This window comes from Dyadobacter fanqingshengii (assembly GCF_023822005.2).
Taxonomy (GTDB): domain Bacteria; phylum Bacteroidota; class Bacteroidia; order Cytophagales; family Spirosomataceae; genus Dyadobacter; species Dyadobacter fanqingshengii.
In genome coordinates, this window is sequence record NZ_CP098806.1 from 4,620,858 (window position 1) to 4,642,302 (window position 21,445).

A 21,445-nucleotide genomic window follows, 5' to 3' on the forward strand; every position below is an offset into this window, starting at 1 on the left:
TAAAAAAGGCCTCAACAAAATGATATGTGTCTTTTTTGCACTTAAATAATTTTTTAAAGGTTACAACCATCTGGAGCGAAAATTGCTCTTTGTGTTGTAGTTGTCTGATAAAGACCCGTAAAAAATAGACATCTTAACTATGAAAAATAAACATACGTTGCTCATTGCCACCTTTTTACTAGGACTTTGTGTAGTCCAAAAAGAAGCGCGTTATAAGGCAATGACAGGTGGGAATGTAGAAAAAATGTACAATATTCCCTCAATAGACAGAAGTGGTGAGTTGGCAACTGGGAAAATCCCAAAAACAAATGCGGCAGATGAAGTAACTATTCTTTCAAAAACGGATTTATTTGATTTCGCTTCGCTTGACAGTTCTTCGCAATCGGTGAGTTCTGTGAAATTGATGAATAACAGCCTGCTTAATATTTCATCAGGGACGAAAATGCTTAATAATTAAAGACATTATGGCGCTTAACTAAAAAGCCCCATAATGTCTTCTTGGCTTAGTTTCTTGATAAAGCCCGATTCTCCTCCTACCAGATCTTCTGCCAGATCCTGCTTCCGTTGTTGAAGCAAAAGGATTTTCTCTTCAATTGTATCCTTACAGATCATTTTATAAGCAAACACCTTACGCGTCTGACCGATTCTGTGTGTTCGGTCTATAGCCTGGCGTTCTACTGCCGGGTTCCACCATGGATCAACCAAGTAAACGTAGTCCGCTTCGGTGAGGTTAAGGCCTACACCACCCGCTTTAAGGCTCATCAGGAATACGCGGCAAGTCTGGTCACTCTGGAAACGATTCACGCGACCGGCCCGGTCTACCGTTTGGCCATCCAAATATTCATATGGAATGTTCACCTTTTCAAGATGCTGACGAATCAAATCCAACATCCCCAGAAACTGACTGAAAATCAATATCTTATGGTTCGAAGCATTTTCCTCAATCTCCCTTACAATTTCTTCCAGCTTGGCTGATTCATTGCCAAAATCTTCATCGCCAGACAAGATGGAAGGCGAATCGCAAATTTGTCTCAGCTTTAAAAGTGCTTCCAGAATCAGGAAACTGCTTTTGTTCAAGCCTTCTGTGGCAAGCTTTTCTGCAATTTCAAGTCTGTATTTTTCACGGAACGTATCGTAAACCTTGCGTTGCTTCACGCCCATTTCGCAGAACAATATGGTTTCTGTTTTGTCGGGCAAATCCGTAGCAACTTCCTCCTTTGTGCGTTTTAGCATAAACGGATAAACCAGCTTGCGCAATTCTGCCGCCTTTTCTTTGTCCTGATATTTGTCAATCGGTGTGGCATATTCGCTGCGGAAAAAGTCCGCATGACCCAGCATACCCGGATTCAGGAATTCAAATTGCGAGTAAAGATCAAATGTGTTATTCTCAACAGGCGTTCCCGTCATCGTCAAGCGGTTCTTCGCATGCAATAACCGCGAAGCTTTTGAAGTCAGCGAATCAGGATTTTTAATGGCTTGCGCTTCATCCAGCACAATGTAGTTGAAATCAAATTTCCTTAGCAGCTCCACGTCACTCCTCATGGTGCCGTAAGTGGTCAGGATAATATCGTATTCCCTGAAAAAATCAATGTCCTTCCTGCGCGCCATGCCGCGATGCACGTACAGGCTCAGATCCGGCGTGAATTTTGCCGCTTCTGCTTGCCAGTTGAAAATCAGCGTAGTAGGAACTACGACAAGATTCGTATTTTGCGGATTGAGGTTTTTTTGCTGTTGCAAGAATGTTAGCATTTGCAGGGTTTTTCCTAAACCCATATCATCCGCCAAACAGCCGCCCCAGCCAAACTCATCCAGAAAGTGGATCCACTTATAACCCTCTTCCTGATATTGTCTTAATGTAGCATTCACATTTCCAGGTAAAGCAACATTCGGAATTTGCTTGAAATTGAGCAGTTTTTGCTTTTTCTCATAAAGCTCACGGAAGACCTCTTCATTATCCGTTTCCGAAACCAGTTCATCAATCAGCGAAAAATGAATTTTGGACAAATGGATTTTTTCGCCATTCACACGCCCGAATTGCAGCAATGGTTCGAGCTTACTGATCCATTCATCAGGTAAAACGCCCAGGGAACCATCCTGTAACTGAACGTAATTCTGCTTTTTCAGCAATGCTTTTTTCGCCTCGGCAAGCGAGATGCGTTGGTCGCCGAAAGTAATTTCCACGGTCATATCAAACCAATCAATGCCTGAAGAAGCATTCACTTTCACCGTGCCGCGATTTGGATTGAAGCGCATTTTTTTCAGGTCTTTGAAACCCAAAAGCTCGTATTTCTTCTTACCAACCGCCTCCACAAAATTGAAAAGCCACCCGCCTTTCATTACCTGGTCCAGAGGAACATAAAAAAATGGCTGACCCGTTTGATTTGCAAAAGCCGGATTCAACGATTTTACCCACTCCCAAACGGCGTTTTCGGCGGGAAGGTCGCGTTCCAGCATCGTTATTTTATTGTCTTCGAAGCCTGTTTTGCTCCGGCGCTGATCACGCATGAATGTTACTTCGGAGCCTACTTCATTTTCATCCTGATAAACAAAATGGGGAACGATGAGCAGGTTAGCATCATCTTCTTTCAGATAAATCCTTGGTTTACTAAAAGTTAAGGGACGGGAAAGCACCTCGTGCCGCGTTTGAAAAATGACATCAAACTGCTCAGCCACCGGAATGATCCAATCTTTCAGGAATTCGTCTGAAAATTCTTTCTTAACCCGAATTTTATAACCCGTCTGGCCCAGATATGCGACCATTTCGGCCTCGCTAATGCCAGCCCAGCGGAAAAGCGTTTTATCATTGTGAATGCCCAACCAAAAACTATCCAGCGAAATCACTTTCTGCAATTCCAAAGGACTTCCGGCAGTCAATTCTACATAGGGATTTAATGTAATAAATTCCTTATCCTCCGTCAGAACGAAGAAGAGTTTTACTGGTTCACGGTGCAATTCAAGCTGCGTGAGCTGATTATTGCTGGTTACATAATCGCCATCTGCGAGGTAAACACGTTCTGCATCCAGGTCATTGAAAATCCTGTTCAAATGCTTCCCAACATAATTTCTGGCCTCGTAACGCTGCTCCGAACTCACGTCATCGAAATGCAGATAAGCATTGTAAGCCCAGCCCTGCTTGCGAATGAACTTTTGCAAACCTTCTTCCCAATGCTTCGCTATGCGCACAAGTCGCGCATCCGCATCAGTAAGCACCGGAATTTCGTCCGCAGAATAATAATGGCTCGAACCGCCGGCAATGTTCCGGATATTAGTGATCTTCTCCGATTTGGAGCTGTATTTGACAGAAAAAACGCCGAAACCAATGTCCAGTAAATGATTTTTACCTTTCGGCCAAAAAACAAAAATGGAGATCCGGTCCTCCTCGTCTTGCTGACTATCCGTAGAAACACTGAAAGAGACGTTTTGCGCTGGCAAAATGCGCTCCCTTAATGTATGCCAATCCTGGTAAGGGCCCACTTTCTGCAGTGCAGGGTCGGCTTTGATCAGGTAAAGGCCTCCATCTTCGTCGAGCTTGAACTCAAACTTTCCTTTGATGTCATCCTGAAGTGAATAGCCATATTCCGCTAGTAGATTATTTTTTTCAACCGTCAAATCGCGCATTACTTCAAAAGCGCGTTCGCCCAGTTCTTCCCGCAGTTTGAGCAATGCAGCCAATTTGTGCTGACATAACGGCACCCAAAGTTGCTGATTACAAGTGCAGGAAGTGTGAACCTGCTTGGTGCTTTTAATGCGCTGAAAATCGACGGTAAAATCTTCGCCATTTTCTTGCACAATACATTGTGCCTCACCCTCTTTGGCTGAAACTATGGTGACATTCTGAATCGCTTCCCTGTTTTTCCAGGTGTCTTCCAGAACCAGATTTCTCAGTTGAAGTTCTTTGATTTCGGCCAGATCAATAACCGTGCTGCTCATTTCATGCATAACCTGCTTAATGGTCGGCATTTTATCCAGAATGTATAAAATGCCGGCAACGCGATGCTTGCAAAGCCCGTTTTTGTCCGGACAAGAGCACTCGGTAGTGATCTGCGGCGTGAGAAAATCCCGGATGTATATTTGGTAAAATTGAATAGAATAGTCGCTCTTGACCTTAAATTCGGCATTACCCGGACCGTTATAGTCGAGCTTGGAGACCTTTAATCCCCCGCTGCTATAAATGGAACGCCCTCTCGACAATACATCCTTCTCCGCCCGCCTTAATAAGAAGTTGGATAATTTCTCCTTCTTTTCGTTTTCCATTTACCCTGCTGCCATTTAAAATGCAAAAGTACGGTATGTTTCTCTTTTATAGAAACGAAGAGAAAATATATGGAAAATCTAAAACCCGTTATTTGATATATGGCTGGTCAATAACGCCAATGTGTCCAGGGTTAGCCGCTTTTTGATAGATGCCCATTATTTCTCTGCCCACATTCGGATATAATAGTTTGCTACCCAGTTCTGCAACCGGCAGCCACACCATTTCCAAAGCGGAAGTGTGGACTGGATTGAGTTCCGGAGTGCCTTCGGTGATGGATGTCAGAAAAAGAATGTGAAGTGTTTCTTTTTTAATCTCCGGCCAGATCACCTCCCCGCAAATAGCCATATTATTGACCTTGGTTTGTACGCCCAGCTCCTCATGAAGTTCCCTGGAAAGTGCTTGTGAAAGACATTCTCCCGGATCAGGGTTGCCTCCCGGCAATGCATAAACCTCCTGATCTCCATAGCAATAGCGTAAAGTGAGCACGCGCTCATCTTGTAAAATAATGGCAGAAGGACGGACATTCATTTTGATTCGAGGTTGGTGTGCAGAGGATAATATAGCCCAATTATTCCTGCAAAACCATTTTTTCAATCAAAAGCATGAAAATATGGATCACCTTGATGTGTATTTCCTGGATGCGATCGGCATATCCAAAGTGCGGCACACGGATCTCAATGTCCGCGGCTCCGGCCAGCTTCCCGCCATCTTTCCCGGACATAATGATCACCTTCATGCCCTTGGCCCTCGCTGCCTCGGTTGCTTTGATAATGTTAGCCGAATTGCCGCTTGTGCTAAGCCCAAACAGAACGTCACCCGGCTGTCCCAGGCCTTCTATAAAACGGGAAAATACAAATTCATAACCATAGTCATTGCTCACACAGCTCAAATGGCTCACGTCTGATATCGCGATTGCAGGCAGTGAACGCCGATTATCGCGATAGCGGCCGGTAAGTTCTTCTGCGAAATGCATGGCGTCGCAATGTGAGCCGCCGTTTCCGCAGGAGATGATTTTTCCATTTGCCAAAATCGCATCTGCCATCAAGCGGGCGGCTTTTTCTATTTTTTCAATTTGTACAGGATCATTCAAAAACTGATCTAAAACGCTTTGTGCCTCTTTTAATTCCTGGCTAATAATGCTGCTGTAATCCATTTTATGTCAGATTTTAAATTTTTATTGCTTTCAGAACATGCGTTTTTCGTCCCGGTCCTTTGTGCCTCTGAACCTCAAAACCTGCCGCACGCAATGCGCGTTTCGCAACCCCCTTAGACGAATATGTTACCAATACGCCGCCCTGGCGCGTTTGGGCTGCTATCTGTGAAAATATTTCTGCTGTCCACAGTTCCGGCTGGGCCCTCGGGTCGAAGGCGTCATAGTAAATTACATCAAATTTTTCTGTTGATTTAAAATCTTCAAGCCTTAAATGCTCTTTTCGTAAGCTAAAATGCCCGGAAAGCACGCAATCTTCGGACCAGGGACAGTCGTGCAGCTCCATAAACCCGGACTGGCCTGTTAATGAAGAATAATTCAAAGAAAAAGCCTCGTCCCGTGAGACGGGAAAGGCTTCAACTGCGACGTAACGGATATCTTTTTTTAACAAATCGGCCAGTTTCCAGGTCAGGAAGGCATTGAGTCCGGTTCCAAAACCCATTTCGAAAACGCGGACCGTAGATTCCGCTTCTTCCAGCAACGGACGCAGGCCAAGATTAATATAAATGTGCTCCGCTTCTACCAGCGCACCTTGTAAGGAGTGATATTGCTGATTGTATTGTGGACTGTACAGCGAATGAGAACCGTCTTCGGTTATAATGAGGCGTTCCAAATTAAGCCGCGCATTTAATGAATTTGGCTTAAAAGTAACTTAAATCATTCTTTTCAGGGTGATTTGGGTAAAGAAAATGTCCCCTTTCCGTTTTACAAGCAGATCAATATTTCTGCCGTCTCCGCGTTGCAATAGCTTATAAATTTCGCTCACATTCATGTCGGAAGCCGAATGGTCATCGATAAATAGCAACTGATCACCTTCCAGCAGCCCCGCTTTCAATGCAGGGGAATCATCCGCAATGTGATTTACAATGTACGAACGCAGGTCAATCCCTTCTGCGCGAATTTCCATTCCGCTCATATCGTGTTCAAATTTCTCCCGCAGACGGCTTTTGACAGGTTTGAGCACCATATAACTTTCGGAATAATTCATCGTAACCTTAAAGCGGCGCAGCAATTCGCATCCAATGTTGCCCTGGCGAGACTGTCCCGCACGAAGTTTAGATCCGAATGCAATGCTGTCGGGGAAGGATGCCACAATGTTGTCCATAGTAAACCTGCCCAATTTCAGACGATCGATCCTGCCCAGATTTCCGTTGATCACGCCATTCAATCCCCTGCCTAATTGCGCGCGAATCACTTTTTCAGGCAGCCTGAACGACTCTTTTGGTGAATTGTTCAGCAACAGCGCGTGACCGGCGCCTGTATCGATCAACACCCGGATGGGGTGTTCGCGACCGTCAGCAAAAAGCGTTACCGCATCCGTGAATGGCTTGGTATCCTCAATGATCAGCGGATGCTTATCGCCCTTACTGGGTTTGTAACGATATTTATCGGGGCGCATTAAGATCAATTCCTTTTTAGAAAAGTCAATGGTAACGACAAAGTTGTTGAAAATTTCATAGCCAAAAATGCCGTGGACAGGCACACCAACGTATTCCGACAGTCTTAAAAAATCCTGTTCCAAAACCACAATGTTCTGGTGATTGGCTTTGAGCCGACCCATCGAAAATTTATTATCGATCGCGACGTGAGCCGAAATGCTTTTTCCTTCGCCAGCGCCCGTGAGGTTTACTTTTCTGGTTAACCGGAGCTTGTCTGGTTTGAGAACGTAGGGGTCAGTGATAATAATGGAACTTACCCCCGTGTCCAGAATGAAGCGGAGGGAGTCAGTATCGTTGATCTTTGCATACAAAAGAATGAGGTTTGAATGCAGTTCAAAAGGGATGCGGGTAGATTTGTGATTTTTATCTAGAAAGTAGCCATACTTCTCCTCTGAAACGGGGGGTACATCTTCTGTTTTAGCAAATGATATGCTGCTCGTAAAAAGTATGATCGCTACAACTAACCACTTAGACGTTTTCATCGTGGCCTCCTTTCTTTAAATTCTAAGTTCTAAACTCCGGTATTAACATCAAGAAACACGTTGATTATAAATGGCTTAACTCTGTATTTATTATCCTCTGTGTACAGTAAGTGTCAAAAATGACGCTATCGGTTATCTAAGTAAAATTAATGCATTTTGTCTTAATTAAACACAAAAAATTCTTTATATGTGCAAAGTTTCTGTGATTTTTCAGAACATTTATTCATAATCATGTAAATGATGAAATTATGGTAATTTTGTTGCGTTAAAAGGCGTTTTTTCACAATAAAAATTTTCTCATGCGAAAAAAAATTGTTGCAGGTAACTGGAAGATGAACAAAGTTCTGGATGAAGCAGTTGCGCTGACTTCGGAACTCGTAAATATGGCTAATGATGAGGTTCAAAGTGATGTAAAAGTGATCCTTTGCCCTCCTTCCATTTATCTTACTACTATCAAGAAATATCTGGAAAGCGCACCGAATTTTGCCCTGGCTGCACAGAACTGCTCAGACAAGGTTTCGGGTGCCTATACGGGAGAGATTTCGGCTCAAATGTTGCAGTCTATCGGCGTGGAATATGTGCTGGTAGGGCACAGCGAGCGTCGCCAATATTTTAATGAAAGCAATGCTGTCCTGGCAGAAAAAGTGAATACGGCGCTGGCAAACGGCGTCTCACCCATTTTCTGCTGCGGCGAATCGCTGGATCAGCGCCAAAATGAAGACTATATTGGATTTGTAAAAAACCAGATTACAGAGAGTCTTTTCCACCTTTCGGAGGAACAATTGCTCTCTGTTATCATTGCCTATGAGCCGATCTGGGCGATCGGCACGGGCTTAACAGCTTCTGCTGAGCAGGCTCAGGAAATGCATGCATCTTTGCGTCAGCACATTGCTTCGAAATATGGAGCGGACATTGCTGAGGAGATTTCTATTTTGTACGGCGGCAGTGTTACAGCAGCCAGCGCTGCGGAATTGTTTAGCTCCCCGGACATCGACGGCGGCCTGGTGGGTGGCGCATCCTTGAAATCCAGGGAGTTTACAAACATTATCAAGGCGAGATAAGCATCTTACATTTGGGTAACTACAAACTCTACCCTTCTGTTTTTGCTGCGTTCAACTTCGGAGGTGCCTTTCGCCAATGGGCGGGTGCCTCCGTAGCCTTTCGCTTCAATCCGATCGGCAGCGATCCCTTTTTCAATCAAATAACTCCTAACCGATTCCGCCCGCTTCCTGGATAGTTCGAGATTTTTGTCAAAATCACCCACATTATCCGTGTGCCCTTCTACTCTGATCTTGATGTTTTCACTTTCCTTCATCAGGTCAACCAGCGTGTTAAGTTCTTCGTATGACTCGGGCAGCAGATCCACTTTTGAGGTCTCGAAATAAACATTAGGCAAGCTAATCGTTTCACCCACCGCAACTTTACCTAGTCCGCCAGCTTTCAGTTTGTCCAACGCACTTTCTGATTTTTCAGCTTCTATTGGCTTTTCGGCTTCGGAGGGTTCTTCAACAGGCTTTGGTTCTTCGGCGATTTTCGGCTTAGTTGCAGGCGCTGGCTGGACCGGCTTTTTTATCGGCTTATCCACTTTTGCGGTGGCTTGCGGTGCTTTGGCATCCTTTTTCGGCGGATTTTTAATGTGTATGCCATAGAAATTCCAAGACTGGCTTCCACCTGTACTCCGGCCTTCGTAAAAGTCAAAAACCTCGATTCCCGGATCCAGACGCTCAAAATAAGCCACAAAATTGACGGTGTCACCCGGCATTATTTCTTTCGAACCGGAAGTTGGGATGTTATCGGCTTTGATGAATTTAAATTTTACATCAATTTCACCGGGCTTATATAGTCTGGTTTCAGGATCAAGCCAGATTGCGCCCGCATTCGGCTGCTGGAATTGCTGTTTTTGCCTTGGATTAATAGGAAATGGAAGATTGCGCGGCTGAACCTGAACCGCTTTTTTCTCAACAAATTGAAAATGAATGATCGTTTGCTGATCTGTAAGCTCCACACGCCTGATTTTTACGTAGGGCACAGACTGCTCTTCAACCTTAGGGCTATTCGTGATTTGTCCAAAACCGGGACTGAATGAAAATACAATGGCAATTGCTCCTGCCAAAAGCACTTTGAAATTCATGACTTTTAATGTTAACTTTTAAAAACTAACTGCAAGAACGCCTGAACATTCCTGATAGTTTGTTAAAATTTGTTAAACAATGTAAGTTACTGATTTTCAGAAATAAATGAAGACCAAAATTGCGGATCATAGCGCTCCCAGGCATGACAACCGAAAGGCAGTTTGTGCTGCGTGATCTCATAAGTGGCAGCCGGACTTTTCTCAAAAGCAAAGCCCAATGCGTCGTGCCAGGAAGGAAGTTTTAAAAACAGTTTCATAGGCATCAACCGCGTTGCTTCCTGCGAAAAAAGCATGTCCTCATTTCCTAACCAAGCCGGATAAACTGCATTGTAGATCTTTAAATAGCGGATAATGGCCGGAATCCGCCTTAACGAAAGCCCGCCATTGAACACAACGCGGTGCGTTGAAAGTGCATCCGCAAACTGCTGGTAAGACGCAGCTTGCAACGCGTCAAGTGCAGGCATATGCAGGGAAGGCGCTCCAATGTAATCAAAGCCTTTTGCACACCATTCCAAAAGTGAATCCTGGAAAACGTAAGCGTCTAGCTGATAGATCAATATGTATTCGTAAGCGAGAAATTGTTTGTAAAAATCAATGGAGATCATGAGCCGGTTATAGGCTGCAATATCCGTGAAATATGCGTCGTCAAAGCTAATGAGTTCAATGTTTGGATAAGCTGTGGTTATAGCATTCAGGTCCAGGCTCGCTGGCTTCGCAATTTTGACGGGATATTTGCCCAAAACCTTCATGCATTGCTTCAATGACAATTTTTCATTGTCATTCATCACCGATTTATAAACCGGAATGACGACGGCAACTGATTTCTCTTTGCTTGATTTCACTATAACCTGATCATTTATTCCAGTAAATCGCCCATTGCAGGCAACCACCAATCTTTACTGCTGAAACTATAATGGCCCTGAACTACATTGCTTATCACAGCAGGAAGCCGTAAAAAGCGGTTATCAGGCAATGCAGCACGCTTGAAAAAATGCTTTTGTGCAAGATCCAGCTTTTCCAGCTTTTCTTTTGGCACAAAAGGAAGCGCTTGCAACAGCGCGTACATGCCGAGCAGCTTTTCGCCTTTTTCCTTCAAAGGGATCAATTTCTTGTTACGATCGCGATTCAGCCGGTCTTTCAGCTGAACTTTATCCAATTTATTTCCAAAACCAACCTGCTGGCTGGCATGGATGCGATAATAAATAAGCGTTTCAGGAATGAAGTCGATTTTGCCTTCCAGACTGAGCACCATCGCCATCCAGGCGTCATGGATAAGGTCGGGAACATTGGTAGGAAAAGGCATCAGGCGCGCCAGACACGATTTTCTGATGGCCAATGTTGCCCCGGTTACAATAAAACCAGTGAATAGAATCTCATGCGCTTTGCCATTTTTCCACTTGTCCTGCTTTTTCGAGTCAAATTCGATTTCCTCCCAGATCGTGCTGCCTACTGGCTTCGAATCATCGTCCATTTTCATGGCATCACAAAAAACGGCATCTTTTCCAGGATGTGCATTCAGGTAATCCGCCTGCTTTTGAACGCGGTCGGGCCGCCATTGGTCATCCTGGTCGCAGAGGAAAATAATGTCCCCGGTACATAGGGAAAGGCATTTTTCAAAGTTTTTCGTTGAGCCTAGGTTCGTTTCATTGATGTGAATGTGAACCGGAAAAGCGCTTTGTGCCGCAAAAGATTCAATAATTTCAATGGTGTTATCCTTAGACCTGTCATCACAAACAACCAATTCGTCAACCGGAAGTGTCTGATCAGCAATGCTCTTCAACTGCTCAGACAAATATTTTGCCCCGTTGTAAGTACACAAAGCCACTGAAACCATAATACTTTATAAATGATTAAAACGCCCGCAAGTTAGCAGTCAATTTACACTATCCGCAACCGAAACGTCAGTTTTGAACAGTTTCCGTTTCCCGGAATTCGTTCAGTTCCGGAATTTTGACGACTTTATTGTCAACGGCCCATTGCATTGCTTCGGAATAAGGTTTGGCCTCATGATAGTGAATCAGGCGCGTTTCATGATCTTCTTGCCATTTAATCACTCTCTGCGCCAGATCCCGGTTCATTTCCCGTAAGGCCTTTCGGTTATTGAAAAAAACTGTTCCCCAAAGCAGTACTCCTGAATAAGCCAGGATCTGCAAATGGCGCCTTCGCAGTATTTTCATATCCAGAAAAATCAGCAGCAAAATAACCGGAATGGTCGCCGTGAAAAACATATAACGCGGAGCGATGCCTCCGCCAGCCCTGGACTCAAATCTTGAAATTGAAATAATAATGCCGGTAAGAACAGGCAAGGAAAGCAGGCAATATAAAAGCGGGTTTTGACGTGCATAACCCTTGAAAAACAGCCAGATCCAAACAAATAGGACAGTTGTTCCCACGATCATGCAAAAGTAGATGTTGATATAATGGCTGGATGTCGGGCTTATGTAAACGAAGCTTCCCAAAAAAGTTAATAACAGGCTTTTCATCCAATCGAAATTAAATGGAACATCCTGTTTAGCAATAACTTGTGCGCCCAAGCCAAATGTAATCCAGAGTAAAATCGCAGTAAGTATGCTCCAAATAATCAGCTGCGGCCATTTTTTTTGAACTAACAATAAAAATGCGCTGAGTAACAAGCCTAAAAACCCATTTCCAAAAGAGAATACGGCGATGGTAACGGCTAAAATCGCCAGAAAAAAAGAAGCGCTTTTGATGCTTTTTGATTTATTAAGCAAAAACAGACTGAGATAACAGAAGAAAAAAACCGTATAATGCTGAATTCCTCCCCAATAAAAGAATGTAACCTGCCAGAAACCCAGACTGAAAAGAAAAACAGATGCAAACAGGATGCTTTCGCCGGATAGCAGCCGGTTTTGGTCCATAATCTTCAACATTAATATGAAGAAACAGATCAGCAGCAGATTTTGAAAAAACACAAGATTTGCAAAATCGACCTGATGAAAAATACTGAAATATGCGGCAGCGGCGAGTCGGGAAAAAACGATCCTGTGCTCATTGTGGCGCCCAAAAAGGATTTCCAACTTCCCTTTGGCCGTATAATCGTCAAAAAAGATGCGTTTGATGAAGCCTAATGTGGTGTCGTAATCGTCGAAAGACGGAATGTTGAGCGTGTTATTGAAAATGGTCACACAGAACGTCAAAAAAATAGCAATGCTTAACCCGATAGGAAGATATTTAGGCATATCTGATATTTTTGTCGAAAAGCGGATAGGAATGTTGAGCTGTATAAAGTTAATTCCGTATTCCCGGATTGTAAATTTAAGTTTGTTAAACCTACTTTATGGCATTACCCGATCAACTTAAAAAGGCGATTATCCAGATGCCGGCCAAAGAAAAGGATAAATTGCTGCTTCGGCTGATCACAAAGGACAAAACGCTTTCCGACCGGCTGCATTTCGAGCTGATTGAGGACAGCGCCACCATTCCGGAACGACGGGAGGAAATCATTGGCCGGATCTTGCGCACTTCCAAGTCTAATCAGAACACGCCGGGCTGGATTTTGATGGACATGCGAAATTTGAGCGGCGACATTGCTTACCATGTGAAGGTTACCAAGGATAAAATCGGCAGCATTGAGCTCAACTTGTTCTTAATGAACACATTCATGGAAGAATATGCCAGCATTTTAAAAACCTATTCATCGCGTGCGGACACGTGTGCGCTATATCTTGCCAAAAAAGCACAGGTTATTTTGAATGCGTTCACCAAACTGGACGAAGATTATCGCGTGGATTACATGAAGGACACAAACCGCATGTTGGCATCATTGTACACGCTTTGCTCTAAAATGTACGCGCGCCAGATGGAAATTCCCAAAGAACTGGAAAGCTGATTGGCCTAAAAAATCTTCCAAATGAAAAAAACAGCATTGTTGCTCATTGATGCGCAGTTTGATTTTTGCAATCCGAAAGGCGCGCTTTACGTACCGGGCGCAGAAACGGACGTGGAACGGATTGCGCGACTGATTGCATTGGAAGGTGATAAGATCGACAGCATTTTTGTTACGCTGGACACGCATAAGGTGCTGGACATTGCGCATCCGCTGTTTTGGGAAGATGCCAATGGAAACACCGTGGCGCCTTTTACCCTCATTACCGCTGCCAATGTGAAAGCAGGAAAATGGACGCCGCGCTATGAACGTGAATATGTGATCCAATATCTGGAAATACTGGAAGCCGAAGGTGAATTCAAACATTTCATCTGGCCGGAACATTGTCTCATCGGCTCCAAAGGCGCGGCACTGGATGATACGATTATGGAAGGATTACTTGCCTGGACACACAGAACGGGTCGGGATTACAAGGCAGTTATTAAAGGAACAAACCCCCTAACCGAGCATTTTGGGGTTTTTCGGGCACAAGTTCCGGTTGCCAATGCGCCTGAAACGGATCTGGACCGGCCGTTTTTAAATGATCTTGCAGCATTTGATCAAATTCTGGTTGCCGGAGAAGCGCGTTCGCATTGCGTGGCTACGAGCATTAACCAGATCCTGAAATATGCACCGGAACTGGCTCCTAAGGTGACCATTTTGTCGGATTGCATGTCTAATGTGACAAACTTTGAAGAAGTTGCCGATCCGATTTTTGAAGAAGCGGAGCAGAAAGGAATGACTTTTTTGAAGGCAAATGCAGTCCAGCTGTAATAAGGCTGTATTGGAAGATTCCCTCCCGAAATGCCAAACTAAATAAATGTACTTTTGGTTAGTATAAAGATCGGTGCATGACCAAACATATGCCGGCTATCCCATTAATTTCTGTATGATGCAATTACCTGTGCCGCGGATTGAGGCTGCTCAATTCGATGATCTGGATCCGAGACAATACATTCTGATCAAAGGCGCCCGAGTTAATAATCTTAAAAATGTTGATGTTGCGATTCCACGGAATAAGCTGGTGGTAATCACGGGGTTATCCGGTTCCGGTAAATCTTCATTGGCTTTCGACACCTTGTTCGCCGAAGGGCAGCGTATGTATGTGGAAAGTCTGAGCAGTTATGCGCGGCAGTTTTTGGGGCGGATGGAAAAGCCTGAGGTGGAATATATCAAAGGCATTTCGCCTGCGATCGCCATTGAACAAAAGGTGAATACACGGAATCCACGGTCTACTGTTGGAACATCCACGGAAATTTATGATTATCTCAAATTGCTTTTTGCCCGCATAGGGCACACCTTTTCACCTATTTCAGGGGAATTGGTCAGAAAAGATACGGTTACGGACGTGGTCAATTTCATGCTCGGGCATGACGAAGGCACACGTGTTATGATCCTGGCGCCCTTGCATATCCGCGAAGGACGCACGCAGGAGGAAGAACTAACGATTTTATTATCAAAAGGTTATAATAGAATTTATTTCAATGATGAAGTCGTTGCTATTGAAGACATTCTCGAAAATCCGGACAATTATTCCCAAGCCGGCAACCAGGTTTTCATCCTGATCGACCGTGCAGGCGTGAAGCACGACGATGAGGACACGCAGTATAGGCTTTCGGATTCGGTTCAAACCGCTTTTTTTGAAGGTGAGGGCATATGCATCGTGCAAGTTGTTAATGGGGAACGAAAGGTTTTTTCTGACAAGTTTGAGTTAGACGGAATGTTGTTTGAAGAGCCTACTGTCAATCTTTTCAGTTTCAATAATCCCTACGGCGCTTGTAAAAGATGTGAGGGTTTTGGTAAAATATTGGGCATTGATCCCGATCTGGTCATTCCGGATAAAGGTTTGTCAGTCTATGAAGGCGCGATCGCTCCCTGGCGGACGGAAAAAATGGGCGAATGGCTTACGCCACTTGTTCGCAATGCTTCAAAATTTGATTTCCCAATCCACAGACCATATAAAGACCTGACTCAGGAACAAAAAGACCTCCTTTGGACGGGCAATAAACATTTTCAGGGACTGAACGACTTCGTTGCTGAACTTGAAACACAGACTTATAAAATTCAATATCGGGTAATGCTTTCGCGCTTTCGCGGCCGCACAACCTGCCCTGATTGCCGTGGTTCCCGGTTAAGGAAAGATGCTTCGTTTGTAAAATTGGCCGGCGCTTCTATCACAGACCTGGTTTTAATGCCGATTAGGAATGTTTCTGTTTTTTTCCAAAATCTGGAAATCAGCGATCACGATCGGCAGATCGCCAAACGGGTTTTAACTGAAATTGAAACGCGTCTGGATTATATGAACCGCGTTGGTTTGGGTTATCTGACCCTAAATCGTCTTACCAGCACATTATCCGGCGGAGAATTTCAGCGGATCAAACTAGCGACTTCACTGGGAAGTGCATTGGTAGGTTCCATGTATATTCTGGATGAGCCCAGCATTGGTTTACACCCACGAGACACACAGCGCCTGGTTGGCGTGCTCGAATCTTTACGCGATCTTGGTAATACAGTGATCGTTGTGGAGCACGAAGAGGAAGTAATGCACGCCGCGGACCAGATCATCGATATTGGCCCGGAAGCCGGAACAGGCGGCGGACACGTGGTTTTTCAGGGAAACTGGGAAGATATTTCTGATCTGAAAAGCAGTGGTTATACAGAAAACAATGAGACCGGCATTAAATCGCATACACTGGATTTCCTGCTGGAAAATGATTCGATCCCTGTTCCGAAAGTCAGAAGAAAATCATTGCACCACTTGAAAATCAAAGGAGCAAGAGAAAATAACCTCAAAGAACTCGACGTAACCATTCCGCTGAACACATTAACGGTTGTTACCGGCGTCAGCGGTTCGGGGAAATCAACATTGATCCGTAAGATCCTTTATCCCGCTTTAATGCGCATGAAAGGGGAATTCAGTGAAGAAGTTGGGAAGTTTGATGAACTTACAGGAAGCATAGACAGGATTGAGGCGGTGGAAATGATCGACCAGAACCCGATCGGAAAATCTTCGCGCTCGAATCCGGTTACTTACATTAAGGCTTACGACTACATTCGCCAGATGATGGCCGACCTGCCGCTTTCAAAAGCGCGCAGCTACAAACCTTCCCATTTTTCATTCAATGTGGACGGCGGCCGCTGTGAAATTTGCCAGGGTGAAGGCCAGGTTAAGATTGAAATGCAGTTTATGGCCGACATTTATCTCAAATGTGAGGGCTGTAATGGGAAGAGATTCAAGCAGGAAATTCAGGAAGTGCGTTACCATGAGAAAGACGTGGCGGAAATCCTGGATATGACTGTGGATGAAGCGATTGAGTTTTTCAAACCCACTGAGCCAAAATTGGTTGAAAAACTGATGCCTTTGCAGGAAGTCGGGCTGGGTTATGTGGGTTTAGGACAGTCATCCAACACATTATCAGGCGGAGAAGCGCAGCGGGTTAAGTTGGCTTCGTTCCTTGGAAAAGGTTCTTCTAATAAAGGAAAGACGCTTTTTATCTTTGATGAACCGACAACCGGGCTTCATTTTCATGACATTAAGAAACTTTTGAAAGCCATTAATGCATTGGTGGATCAGGGCGACAGCGTGATCATTATCGAGCATAATATGGAGATCATTAAAAGTGCCGACTGGATCCTGGATCTTGGGCCGGAAGGCGGCGATGGCGGAGGTTATCTCACATTTGCCGGAACACCGGAAGAAATGGCCAAAATAGAAGACAATTACACGGCGGCTTTTTTGAAAGACAAAATCTGACCGGATAGCCTAATCGCATGGAAGAATCGTAGATATTGCAGTAAAGAGGATAAGTTGTAGACTTATTGAATCTAAACCAAAATGCGATTTCTATGAAGTTATATAAAACAGAAAACGGCATCCTGCTGGAAAGGGACGATCTTTTTTATCGTTTGCACGAAACCGATTGGGACCAGACCGTGAACCGGGATGATCTGTACGGGTGGCTGGAAATACAAGTTGAAAGCCTCATTCCGTTGACTTTCACGGACGATATTCCGATGCCTGAAATCCTGGCGCCAATTGGTTCTCAGGAGGTTTGGGCTTCGGGCGTAACGTATTTCAGAAGTCGCACTGCCCGCATGGAGGAGTCCGAAAAGGCAGGCGGGGGAAGTTTTTATGATCGCGTTTACGAAGCGGAAAGACCAGAGCTTTTCTTTAAATCAACAGCCTGGCGCGTCGTAGGCAATCACGGAACCGTCCGCATCCGCCGCGATTCTACCTGGGATGTGCCAGAGCCTGAGCTTACGTTGTTTGCTTCCTCATCGGGAACATTGGTAGGTTATACCATTGGCAACGATATGAGTTCCAGAAGCATTGAAGGAGAAAATCCGTTGTATTTACCTCAGGCTAAGTCGTATACAGGCAGTGCGGCGCTGGGCCCGTGCTTATATGTGCCAGAATTTGCGCTCGGCGATGACACGGTAATTGATCTTGCGATTGTACGTGCAGGCGAAGAAGTATTTAGCGGCGAAGTGACATTAGCCCAGATGAAACGCAAGCCGGACGAGTTACTCCAATATTTATTCCGTGAAATGGCTTTCCCACATGGTGCCTATCTCATGACCGGCACAGGCATCATTCCCCCATCCGATTTTACATTACAACAAGGCGATATCGTTCACATTTCTATTGAGCCCATCGGGACGTTGACAAATGTGGTTGGCTGAAAAAACGAAAAGCTGCAACTTGAACAGTTGCAGCTTTTTAATTCATGGTGAATGTTTGCCGGATCAGCTAGGCAATCCGATAAAAGTATAAATGGTGCAGCGGACGAATGCTATAAGTTTAGTAACAATTGAATCGTCACTGATGCTGTCTTCTTCGCTGGTAAAGAAGGAAGACGGCCCGGCTTCCAGAATTCTTTCATTCAATGTCATCTTTTCAGTGTTGCTGCTGAATTGCGCGGTGAACGCGGTAACGCGTTTAATACTTGCGTGGTGCTTAACCACTTTTGCCGGTCTCGCCTTTTTTGCAATAATGCGTTCGCTTGGCTGCGCGCACTCTTTGCCTGCCTGTAGTTTTTTGTGTGCTACAAACATGTTATGAGAGTATCCGGTTGCCCCGGCCTGCAAGCTGAAAAGAACTAGGAGTGTAAATATTTTAATTGTTTTCATGGCTATGTTTTGGTCGTTCAGAGAAAAATCAGGATGCGATTTCGATGTAACTAATTGACTCTACAAATATATATGTTTTATTAGGTATCTTGCAATACATAGTACCTTGTTTTTAACAATTTTTAGGAAAAATTTTTTGAAATACTTAAAAATTCTCTTAAACAAGCACTTTCGTATTAACAGATGCAAATATAATTTAAAAGGTTGCAGCTCAGGGACAAAAAAAGACGAATCGCGTAATTTACCTGCTGAAATGTAGTAGATGCCCGATAAAACAAAAACGCCGGAACGTTCTCGCTCCGGCGTTTTGCCTTATTTATAACTTGTTGTATTCTACTTTTCCCGAAAGAAAATCGTAATCGGCACACCTGAGAAATCGAAGTTTTCGCGCATTCTGTTTTCCAGATAACGCAGATATGGCTCCTTCACGTGCTTCGGATTACTGCTGAAAAACACGAATGTTGGTGAAGGCGTTGGCAGCTGGATCATATATTTAATGTTGATATATTTCCCTCTGTCAGCAGGTGGCGGATATTTTTCAATCTCAGCCTGCATCACCTCGTTTAGTTTCGAAGTCGTGATTTTCTTGGTCTTGTTTTTATAAACTTCCATGGCCTTTTCCATCACTTGCAGTATGCGTTGCTTTTCAACGACGGATGCAAAAATGATTGGCATATAGTTCATGGGAGCAAGTCTTTCCAGAAGCGCTTTCTTAAATGTATCGGCTGTCTTAGAATCCTTTTCAACCAAATCCCACTTATTGACCATGATCACAATGCCCTTTTTCGCCTTATCCGCCTGGCCAATAATGTTCATGTCCTGTCCTTCCAGACCCAGTGTGGCATCCAAAAGAATGATACAAACGTCCGATTCCTCCATTGCCTTCACTGAACGCAATGTGGAATAATATTCAATGTCCTCTTTAACACGTGATTTGCGGCGAATTCCAGCCGTATCGGTCAGGATGAACTCCATGCCGAATGCATTGTAATGCGTGTGAATAGCGTCGCGCGTTGTGCCTGCAATGTCTGTCACAATGCTCCTGTCTGTGCCGGTAAGCACATTCAGGAAAGATGATTTGCCCACATTCGGCCTTCCCATAATGGCAATCCTTGGAATTCCAGCTTCCGGATCTTCAATGCCCGCCGTTTCAAAATGCGTAATAACCTGATCCAGCAATTCGCCCGTTCCAAAACCCGTTTGCGCAGAAATCGCAAATATTTGTTCACCAAGCCCCAATTCATAAAATTCAGCGGCAGACTGGTAACGCTCCTGGGTTTCAGCCTTGTTCGCAACCATATAAACGGGCTTGTTAATGCGCCTAAGCACATTTGCAAAGTCTTTGTCCAGATCCGTGAGGCCCGTCATGGTGTCCACCATGAACAAAACCACCGTAGATTCTTCCAATGCAAGCTCAACCTGGTCGCGGATCGCTCCTTCAAAAATATCTTCTGAACCAACGACATAACCGCCGGTGTCGATTACTGTAAAATATTGGTCGGTCCATTCACCGTAACCATAATGCCGGTCACGGGTAACGCCGCTCTGGTTGTCCATAATTGCCTTACGACTTTCCGTAAGGCGGTTAAATAATGTGGATTTGCCCACATTCGGACGCCCAACAATTGAAATTATATTTGCCATTTTGTATTAATTAATGTGGTCCAAACGGTTCGCAATCAACCGCCCTTCTATCTTTTATTATAAATTATTCGTCGTAACCAAACTGTCTCAGCTTGTTTTCCTTGCTTCTCCAATCCGGCTCAACCCTCACATGTTGTTCCAGAAACACTTTTTTACCAAAAAACGCCTCCATATCAAGTCTGGCCTGCGTTCCGATCTTTTTCAGCATTTCCCCTTTTTCTCCAATAATAATCCCTTTCTGGCTTTTGCGTTCCACAAGGATTTCCGCGCGGATCACGATCATGTCGTCCCGTTCTTTAAATTCTGAAATTACAACTTCGGAGCTGTATGGAATTTCCTGGCGGTAATTCAGAAATATTTTTTCGCGTATGATTTCGGAAGCAAAGAAACGCTCAGGCTTATCTGTAAGTTCATCCTCCTCAAAATACGGAGGGTGAAAAGGCAACCTTGTTATAACAGCATCAAAAAGTGTGGCAATGTTGGCCTGGTGCAACGCAGAAATGGGAATAATAGCATCCGGCTGTATGGCCGCTTCCCACTCCGCCATTTTCGCATTAACGTGTTCCTGGTCAGAGAGATCTATTTTGTTTAAAACCAAAACGATCGGCGCATCCGCACGTTTCAATAGAGGCAAAACTTCGTGATCCGTCACTTTCTCCCCCACTTCTGCAACAAACAAAACGACGTCCGCATCTTCCAATGACCCTTTTACGAAAGTCATCATTGAATCATGCAGCTTATAAGCTGGCTTGATCACGCCGGGCGTATCCGAATACACCAGCTGAAAAGGAATATCTTCATGCTTACCATTCAGAATTCCCATAATGCGGTGCCGCGTGGTTTGCGCCTTCGAGGTAATGATTGACATCCTTTCGCCCACCAAAACGTTCATTAGCGTAGATTTACCAACATTCGGCTTGCCAATGATGCTGACGAAACCGGCGCGGTGGTTGCGAAAAGGAGTTGTTATTTCTGTCTTGTCTTCCATGTGTTACTTAAAAATCACACAAAAGTACGGTTTTCCGCCCATGAAATTGCAATAAGTGGTTGTTAAGGAGCAGCATTACGAAAAATCATGATTTATTTTTCATTCAAATGTTGCGTTATATCAAACAATTGTGGTATGTTTGCACTCCAATTCAACAACACCGCGGGATGGAGCAGTTGGTAGCTCGTTGGGCTCATAACCCAAAGGTCGCTGGTTCGAGTCCAGCTCCCGCTACAAGAGAAAGGTCGCAAACGAAAGTTCGCGGCCTTTTTGCGTTTTA

18 protein-coding genes and 1 tRNA gene are annotated in these 21,445 nt (G+C 44.4%); 7 read left to right on the forward strand and 12 right to left on the reverse strand.

Going from position 1 to position 21,445, the window contains the following annotated elements:
* Positions 1–139 precede the first annotated feature (139 nt).
* Positions 140–457: a hypothetical protein gene (locus tag NFI81_RS19255; protein WP_234616283.1), complete on the forward strand. Its 318-nt coding sequence runs from the start codon at positions 140–142 to the stop codon at positions 455–457.
* Positions 458–471: 14 nt separating this feature from the next.
* On the opposite strand, the gene NFI81_RS19260 is transcribed toward NFI81_RS19255, so the two are convergent.
* The 5 genes from NFI81_RS19260 to NFI81_RS19280 all read right to left on the reverse strand — a co-directional run bounded on the left by NFI81_RS19260 (position 472) and on the right by NFI81_RS19280 (position 7,386).
* Positions 472–4,254: a DEAD/DEAH box helicase gene (locus tag NFI81_RS19260; protein ID WP_234616282.1), complete on the reverse strand. Its 3,783-nt coding sequence runs from the start codon at positions 4,252–4,254 to the stop codon at positions 472–474.
* A gap of 88 nt (positions 4,255–4,342) precedes the next feature.
* Positions 4,343–4,783 carry an NUDIX domain-containing protein gene (locus NFI81_RS19265; protein WP_234616281.1) on the reverse strand — a complete coding sequence of 147 codons (441 nt, stop codon included), beginning with the start codon at positions 4,781–4,783 and terminating at the stop codon, positions 4,343–4,345.
* A 40-nt stretch (positions 4,784–4,823) separates the two neighbouring features.
* Entirely contained in the window at positions 4,824–5,408 is a 585-nt protein-coding gene (gene lpcA, locus NFI81_RS19270; RefSeq protein ID WP_234616280.1) for a D-sedoheptulose 7-phosphate isomerase, read from the reverse strand.
* A gap of 13 nt (positions 5,409–5,421) precedes the next feature.
* Entirely contained in the window at positions 5,422–6,078 is a 657-nt protein-coding gene (gene mnmC2, locus NFI81_RS19275; RefSeq protein ID WP_234616279.1) for a tRNA (5-methylaminomethyl-2-thiouridine)(34)-methyltransferase MnmC2, read from the reverse strand.
* A 39-nt stretch (positions 6,079–6,117) separates the two neighbouring features.
* Positions 6,118–7,386: a pepsin/retropepsin-like aspartic protease family protein gene (locus NFI81_RS19280; protein ID WP_234616278.1), complete on the reverse strand. Its 1,269-nt coding sequence runs from the start codon at positions 7,384–7,386 to the stop codon at positions 6,118–6,120.
* 299 nt (positions 7,387–7,685) lie between these two features.
* Between NFI81_RS19280 and tpiA the strand changes: the two genes are divergently transcribed.
* On the forward strand, positions 7,686–8,447 hold the full coding sequence (gene tpiA, locus NFI81_RS19285; RefSeq protein WP_234616277.1) for a triose-phosphate isomerase: 762 nt from the start codon (positions 7,686–7,688) through the stop codon (positions 8,445–8,447).
* Between the two features lie 5 nt (positions 8,448–8,452).
* Here tpiA and NFI81_RS19290 read toward each other — a convergent pair whose 3' ends face one another.
* From NFI81_RS19290 to NFI81_RS19305, 4 genes are all read right to left on the reverse strand, one after another.
* Positions 8,453–9,517, reverse strand: coding sequence for an OmpA family protein (locus tag NFI81_RS19290; protein ID WP_234616276.1), 1,065 nt, complete (start codon positions 9,515–9,517; stop codon positions 8,453–8,455).
* A gap of 86 nt (positions 9,518–9,603) precedes the next feature.
* Positions 9,604–10,359, reverse strand: coding sequence for a DUF5672 family protein (locus NFI81_RS19295; RefSeq protein ID WP_234616275.1), 756 nt, complete (start codon positions 10,357–10,359; stop codon positions 9,604–9,606).
* 14 nt (positions 10,360–10,373) lie between these two features.
* A complete protein-coding gene (locus NFI81_RS19300; RefSeq protein WP_234616274.1) occupies positions 10,374–11,351 on the reverse strand; it encodes a glycosyltransferase family 2 protein in 978 nt (325 codons plus the stop codon).
* A gap of 67 nt (positions 11,352–11,418) precedes the next feature.
* Positions 11,419–12,717 (reverse strand): hypothetical protein, encoded by a 1,299-nt coding sequence (locus NFI81_RS19305; protein ID WP_234616273.1) that lies wholly within the window; start codon positions 12,715–12,717, stop codon positions 11,419–11,421.
* Positions 12,718–12,815: 98 nt separating this feature from the next.
* On the opposite strand from NFI81_RS19305, the gene NFI81_RS19310 reads away from it, so the two are divergent.
* The 4 genes from NFI81_RS19310 (at position 12,816) to NFI81_RS19325 (ending at position 18,086) form a co-directional block, all read left to right on the forward strand.
* Positions 12,816–13,367 (forward strand): hypothetical protein, encoded by a 552-nt coding sequence (locus NFI81_RS19310; protein WP_234616272.1) that lies wholly within the window; start codon positions 12,816–12,818, stop codon positions 13,365–13,367.
* 21 nt (positions 13,368–13,388) lie between these two features.
* Positions 13,389–14,177, forward strand: a complete 789-nt coding sequence (locus tag NFI81_RS19315; RefSeq protein ID WP_234616271.1) for a cysteine hydrolase family protein — start codon at positions 13,389–13,391, stop codon at positions 14,175–14,177.
* Between the two features lie 115 nt (positions 14,178–14,292).
* Positions 14,293–17,157: an excinuclease ABC subunit UvrA gene (gene uvrA / locus NFI81_RS19320; RefSeq protein ID WP_234616270.1), complete on the forward strand. Its 2,865-nt coding sequence runs from the start codon at positions 14,293–14,295 to the stop codon at positions 17,155–17,157.
* A 92-nt stretch (positions 17,158–17,249) separates the two neighbouring features.
* On the forward strand, positions 17,250–18,086 hold the full coding sequence (locus NFI81_RS19325) for a fumarylacetoacetate hydrolase family protein (RefSeq protein ID WP_234616269.1): 837 nt from the start codon (positions 17,250–17,252) through the stop codon (positions 18,084–18,086).
* Positions 18,087–18,149: 63 nt separating this feature from the next.
* Here NFI81_RS19325 and NFI81_RS19330 read toward each other — a convergent pair whose 3' ends face one another.
* The 3 genes from NFI81_RS19330 to era all read right to left on the reverse strand — a co-directional run bounded on the left by NFI81_RS19330 (position 18,150) and on the right by era (position 21,165).
* Positions 18,150–18,533: a hypothetical protein gene (locus NFI81_RS19330; RefSeq protein ID WP_234616268.1), complete on the reverse strand. Its 384-nt coding sequence runs from the start codon at positions 18,531–18,533 to the stop codon at positions 18,150–18,152.
* Positions 18,534–18,866: 333 nt separating this feature from the next.
* A complete protein-coding gene (der, locus tag NFI81_RS19335; protein ID WP_234616267.1) occupies positions 18,867–20,177 on the reverse strand; it encodes a ribosome biogenesis GTPase Der in 1,311 nt (436 codons plus the stop codon).
* 64 nt (positions 20,178–20,241) lie between these two features.
* Positions 20,242–21,165, reverse strand: a complete 924-nt coding sequence (era, locus tag NFI81_RS19340; protein ID WP_234616266.1) for a GTPase Era — start codon at positions 21,163–21,165, stop codon at positions 20,242–20,244.
* Positions 21,166–21,326: 161 nt separating this feature from the next.
* On the opposite strand from era, the gene NFI81_RS19345 reads away from it, so the two are divergent.
* Positions 21,327–21,399: transfer RNA gene (locus tag NFI81_RS19345), tRNA-Met, on the forward strand.
* Positions 21,400–21,445 lie beyond the last annotated feature (46 nt).

Excerpts from the sequence above, each read along its gene's own strand:
- NFI81_RS19255 (WP_234616283.1), top strand. The coding sequence starts at position 140 with ATGAAAAATAAACATACGTTGCTCATTGCCACCTTTTTACTAGGACTT.
- NFI81_RS19260 (WP_234616282.1), bottom strand. The coding sequence starts at position 4,254 with ATGGAAAACGAAAAGAAGGAGAAATTATCCAACTTCTTATTAAGGCGG.
- NFI81_RS19265 (WP_234616281.1), bottom strand. The coding sequence starts at position 4,783 with ATGAATGTCCGTCCTTCTGCCATTATTTTACAAGATGAGCGCGTGCTC.
- lpcA (WP_234616280.1), bottom strand. The coding sequence starts at position 5,408 with ATGGATTACAGCAGCATTATTAGCCAGGAATTAAAAGAGGCACAAAGC.
- NFI81_RS19280 (WP_234616278.1), bottom strand. The coding sequence starts at position 7,386 with ATGAAAACGTCTAAGTGGTTAGTTGTAGCGATCATACTTTTTACGAGC.
- tpiA (WP_234616277.1), top strand. The coding sequence starts at position 7,686 with ATGCGAAAAAAAATTGTTGCAGGTAACTGGAAGATGAACAAAGTTCTG.
- NFI81_RS19290 (WP_234616276.1), bottom strand. The coding sequence starts at position 9,517 with ATGAATTTCAAAGTGCTTTTGGCAGGAGCAATTGCCATTGTATTTTCA.
- NFI81_RS19300 (WP_234616274.1), bottom strand. The coding sequence starts at position 11,351 with ATGGTTTCAGTGGCTTTGTGTACTTACAACGGGGCAAAATATTTGTCT.
- NFI81_RS19305 (WP_234616273.1), bottom strand. The coding sequence starts at position 12,717 with ATGCCTAAATATCTTCCTATCGGGTTAAGCATTGCTATTTTTTTGACG.
- NFI81_RS19310 (WP_234616272.1), top strand. The coding sequence starts at position 12,816 with ATGGCATTACCCGATCAACTTAAAAAGGCGATTATCCAGATGCCGGCC.
- NFI81_RS19315 (WP_234616271.1), top strand. The coding sequence starts at position 13,389 with ATGAAAAAAACAGCATTGTTGCTCATTGATGCGCAGTTTGATTTTTGC.
- uvrA (WP_234616270.1), top strand. The coding sequence starts at position 14,293 with ATGATGCAATTACCTGTGCCGCGGATTGAGGCTGCTCAATTCGATGAT.
- NFI81_RS19325 (WP_234616269.1), top strand. The coding sequence starts at position 17,250 with ATGAAGTTATATAAAACAGAAAACGGCATCCTGCTGGAAAGGGACGAT.
- NFI81_RS19330 (WP_234616268.1), bottom strand. The coding sequence starts at position 18,533 with ATGAAAACAATTAAAATATTTACACTCCTAGTTCTTTTCAGCTTGCAG.
- der (WP_234616267.1), bottom strand. The coding sequence starts at position 20,177 with ATGGCAAATATAATTTCAATTGTTGGGCGTCCGAATGTGGGCAAATCC.
- era (WP_234616266.1), bottom strand. The coding sequence starts at position 21,165 with ATGGAAGACAAGACAGAAATAACAACTCCTTTTCGCAACCACCGCGCC.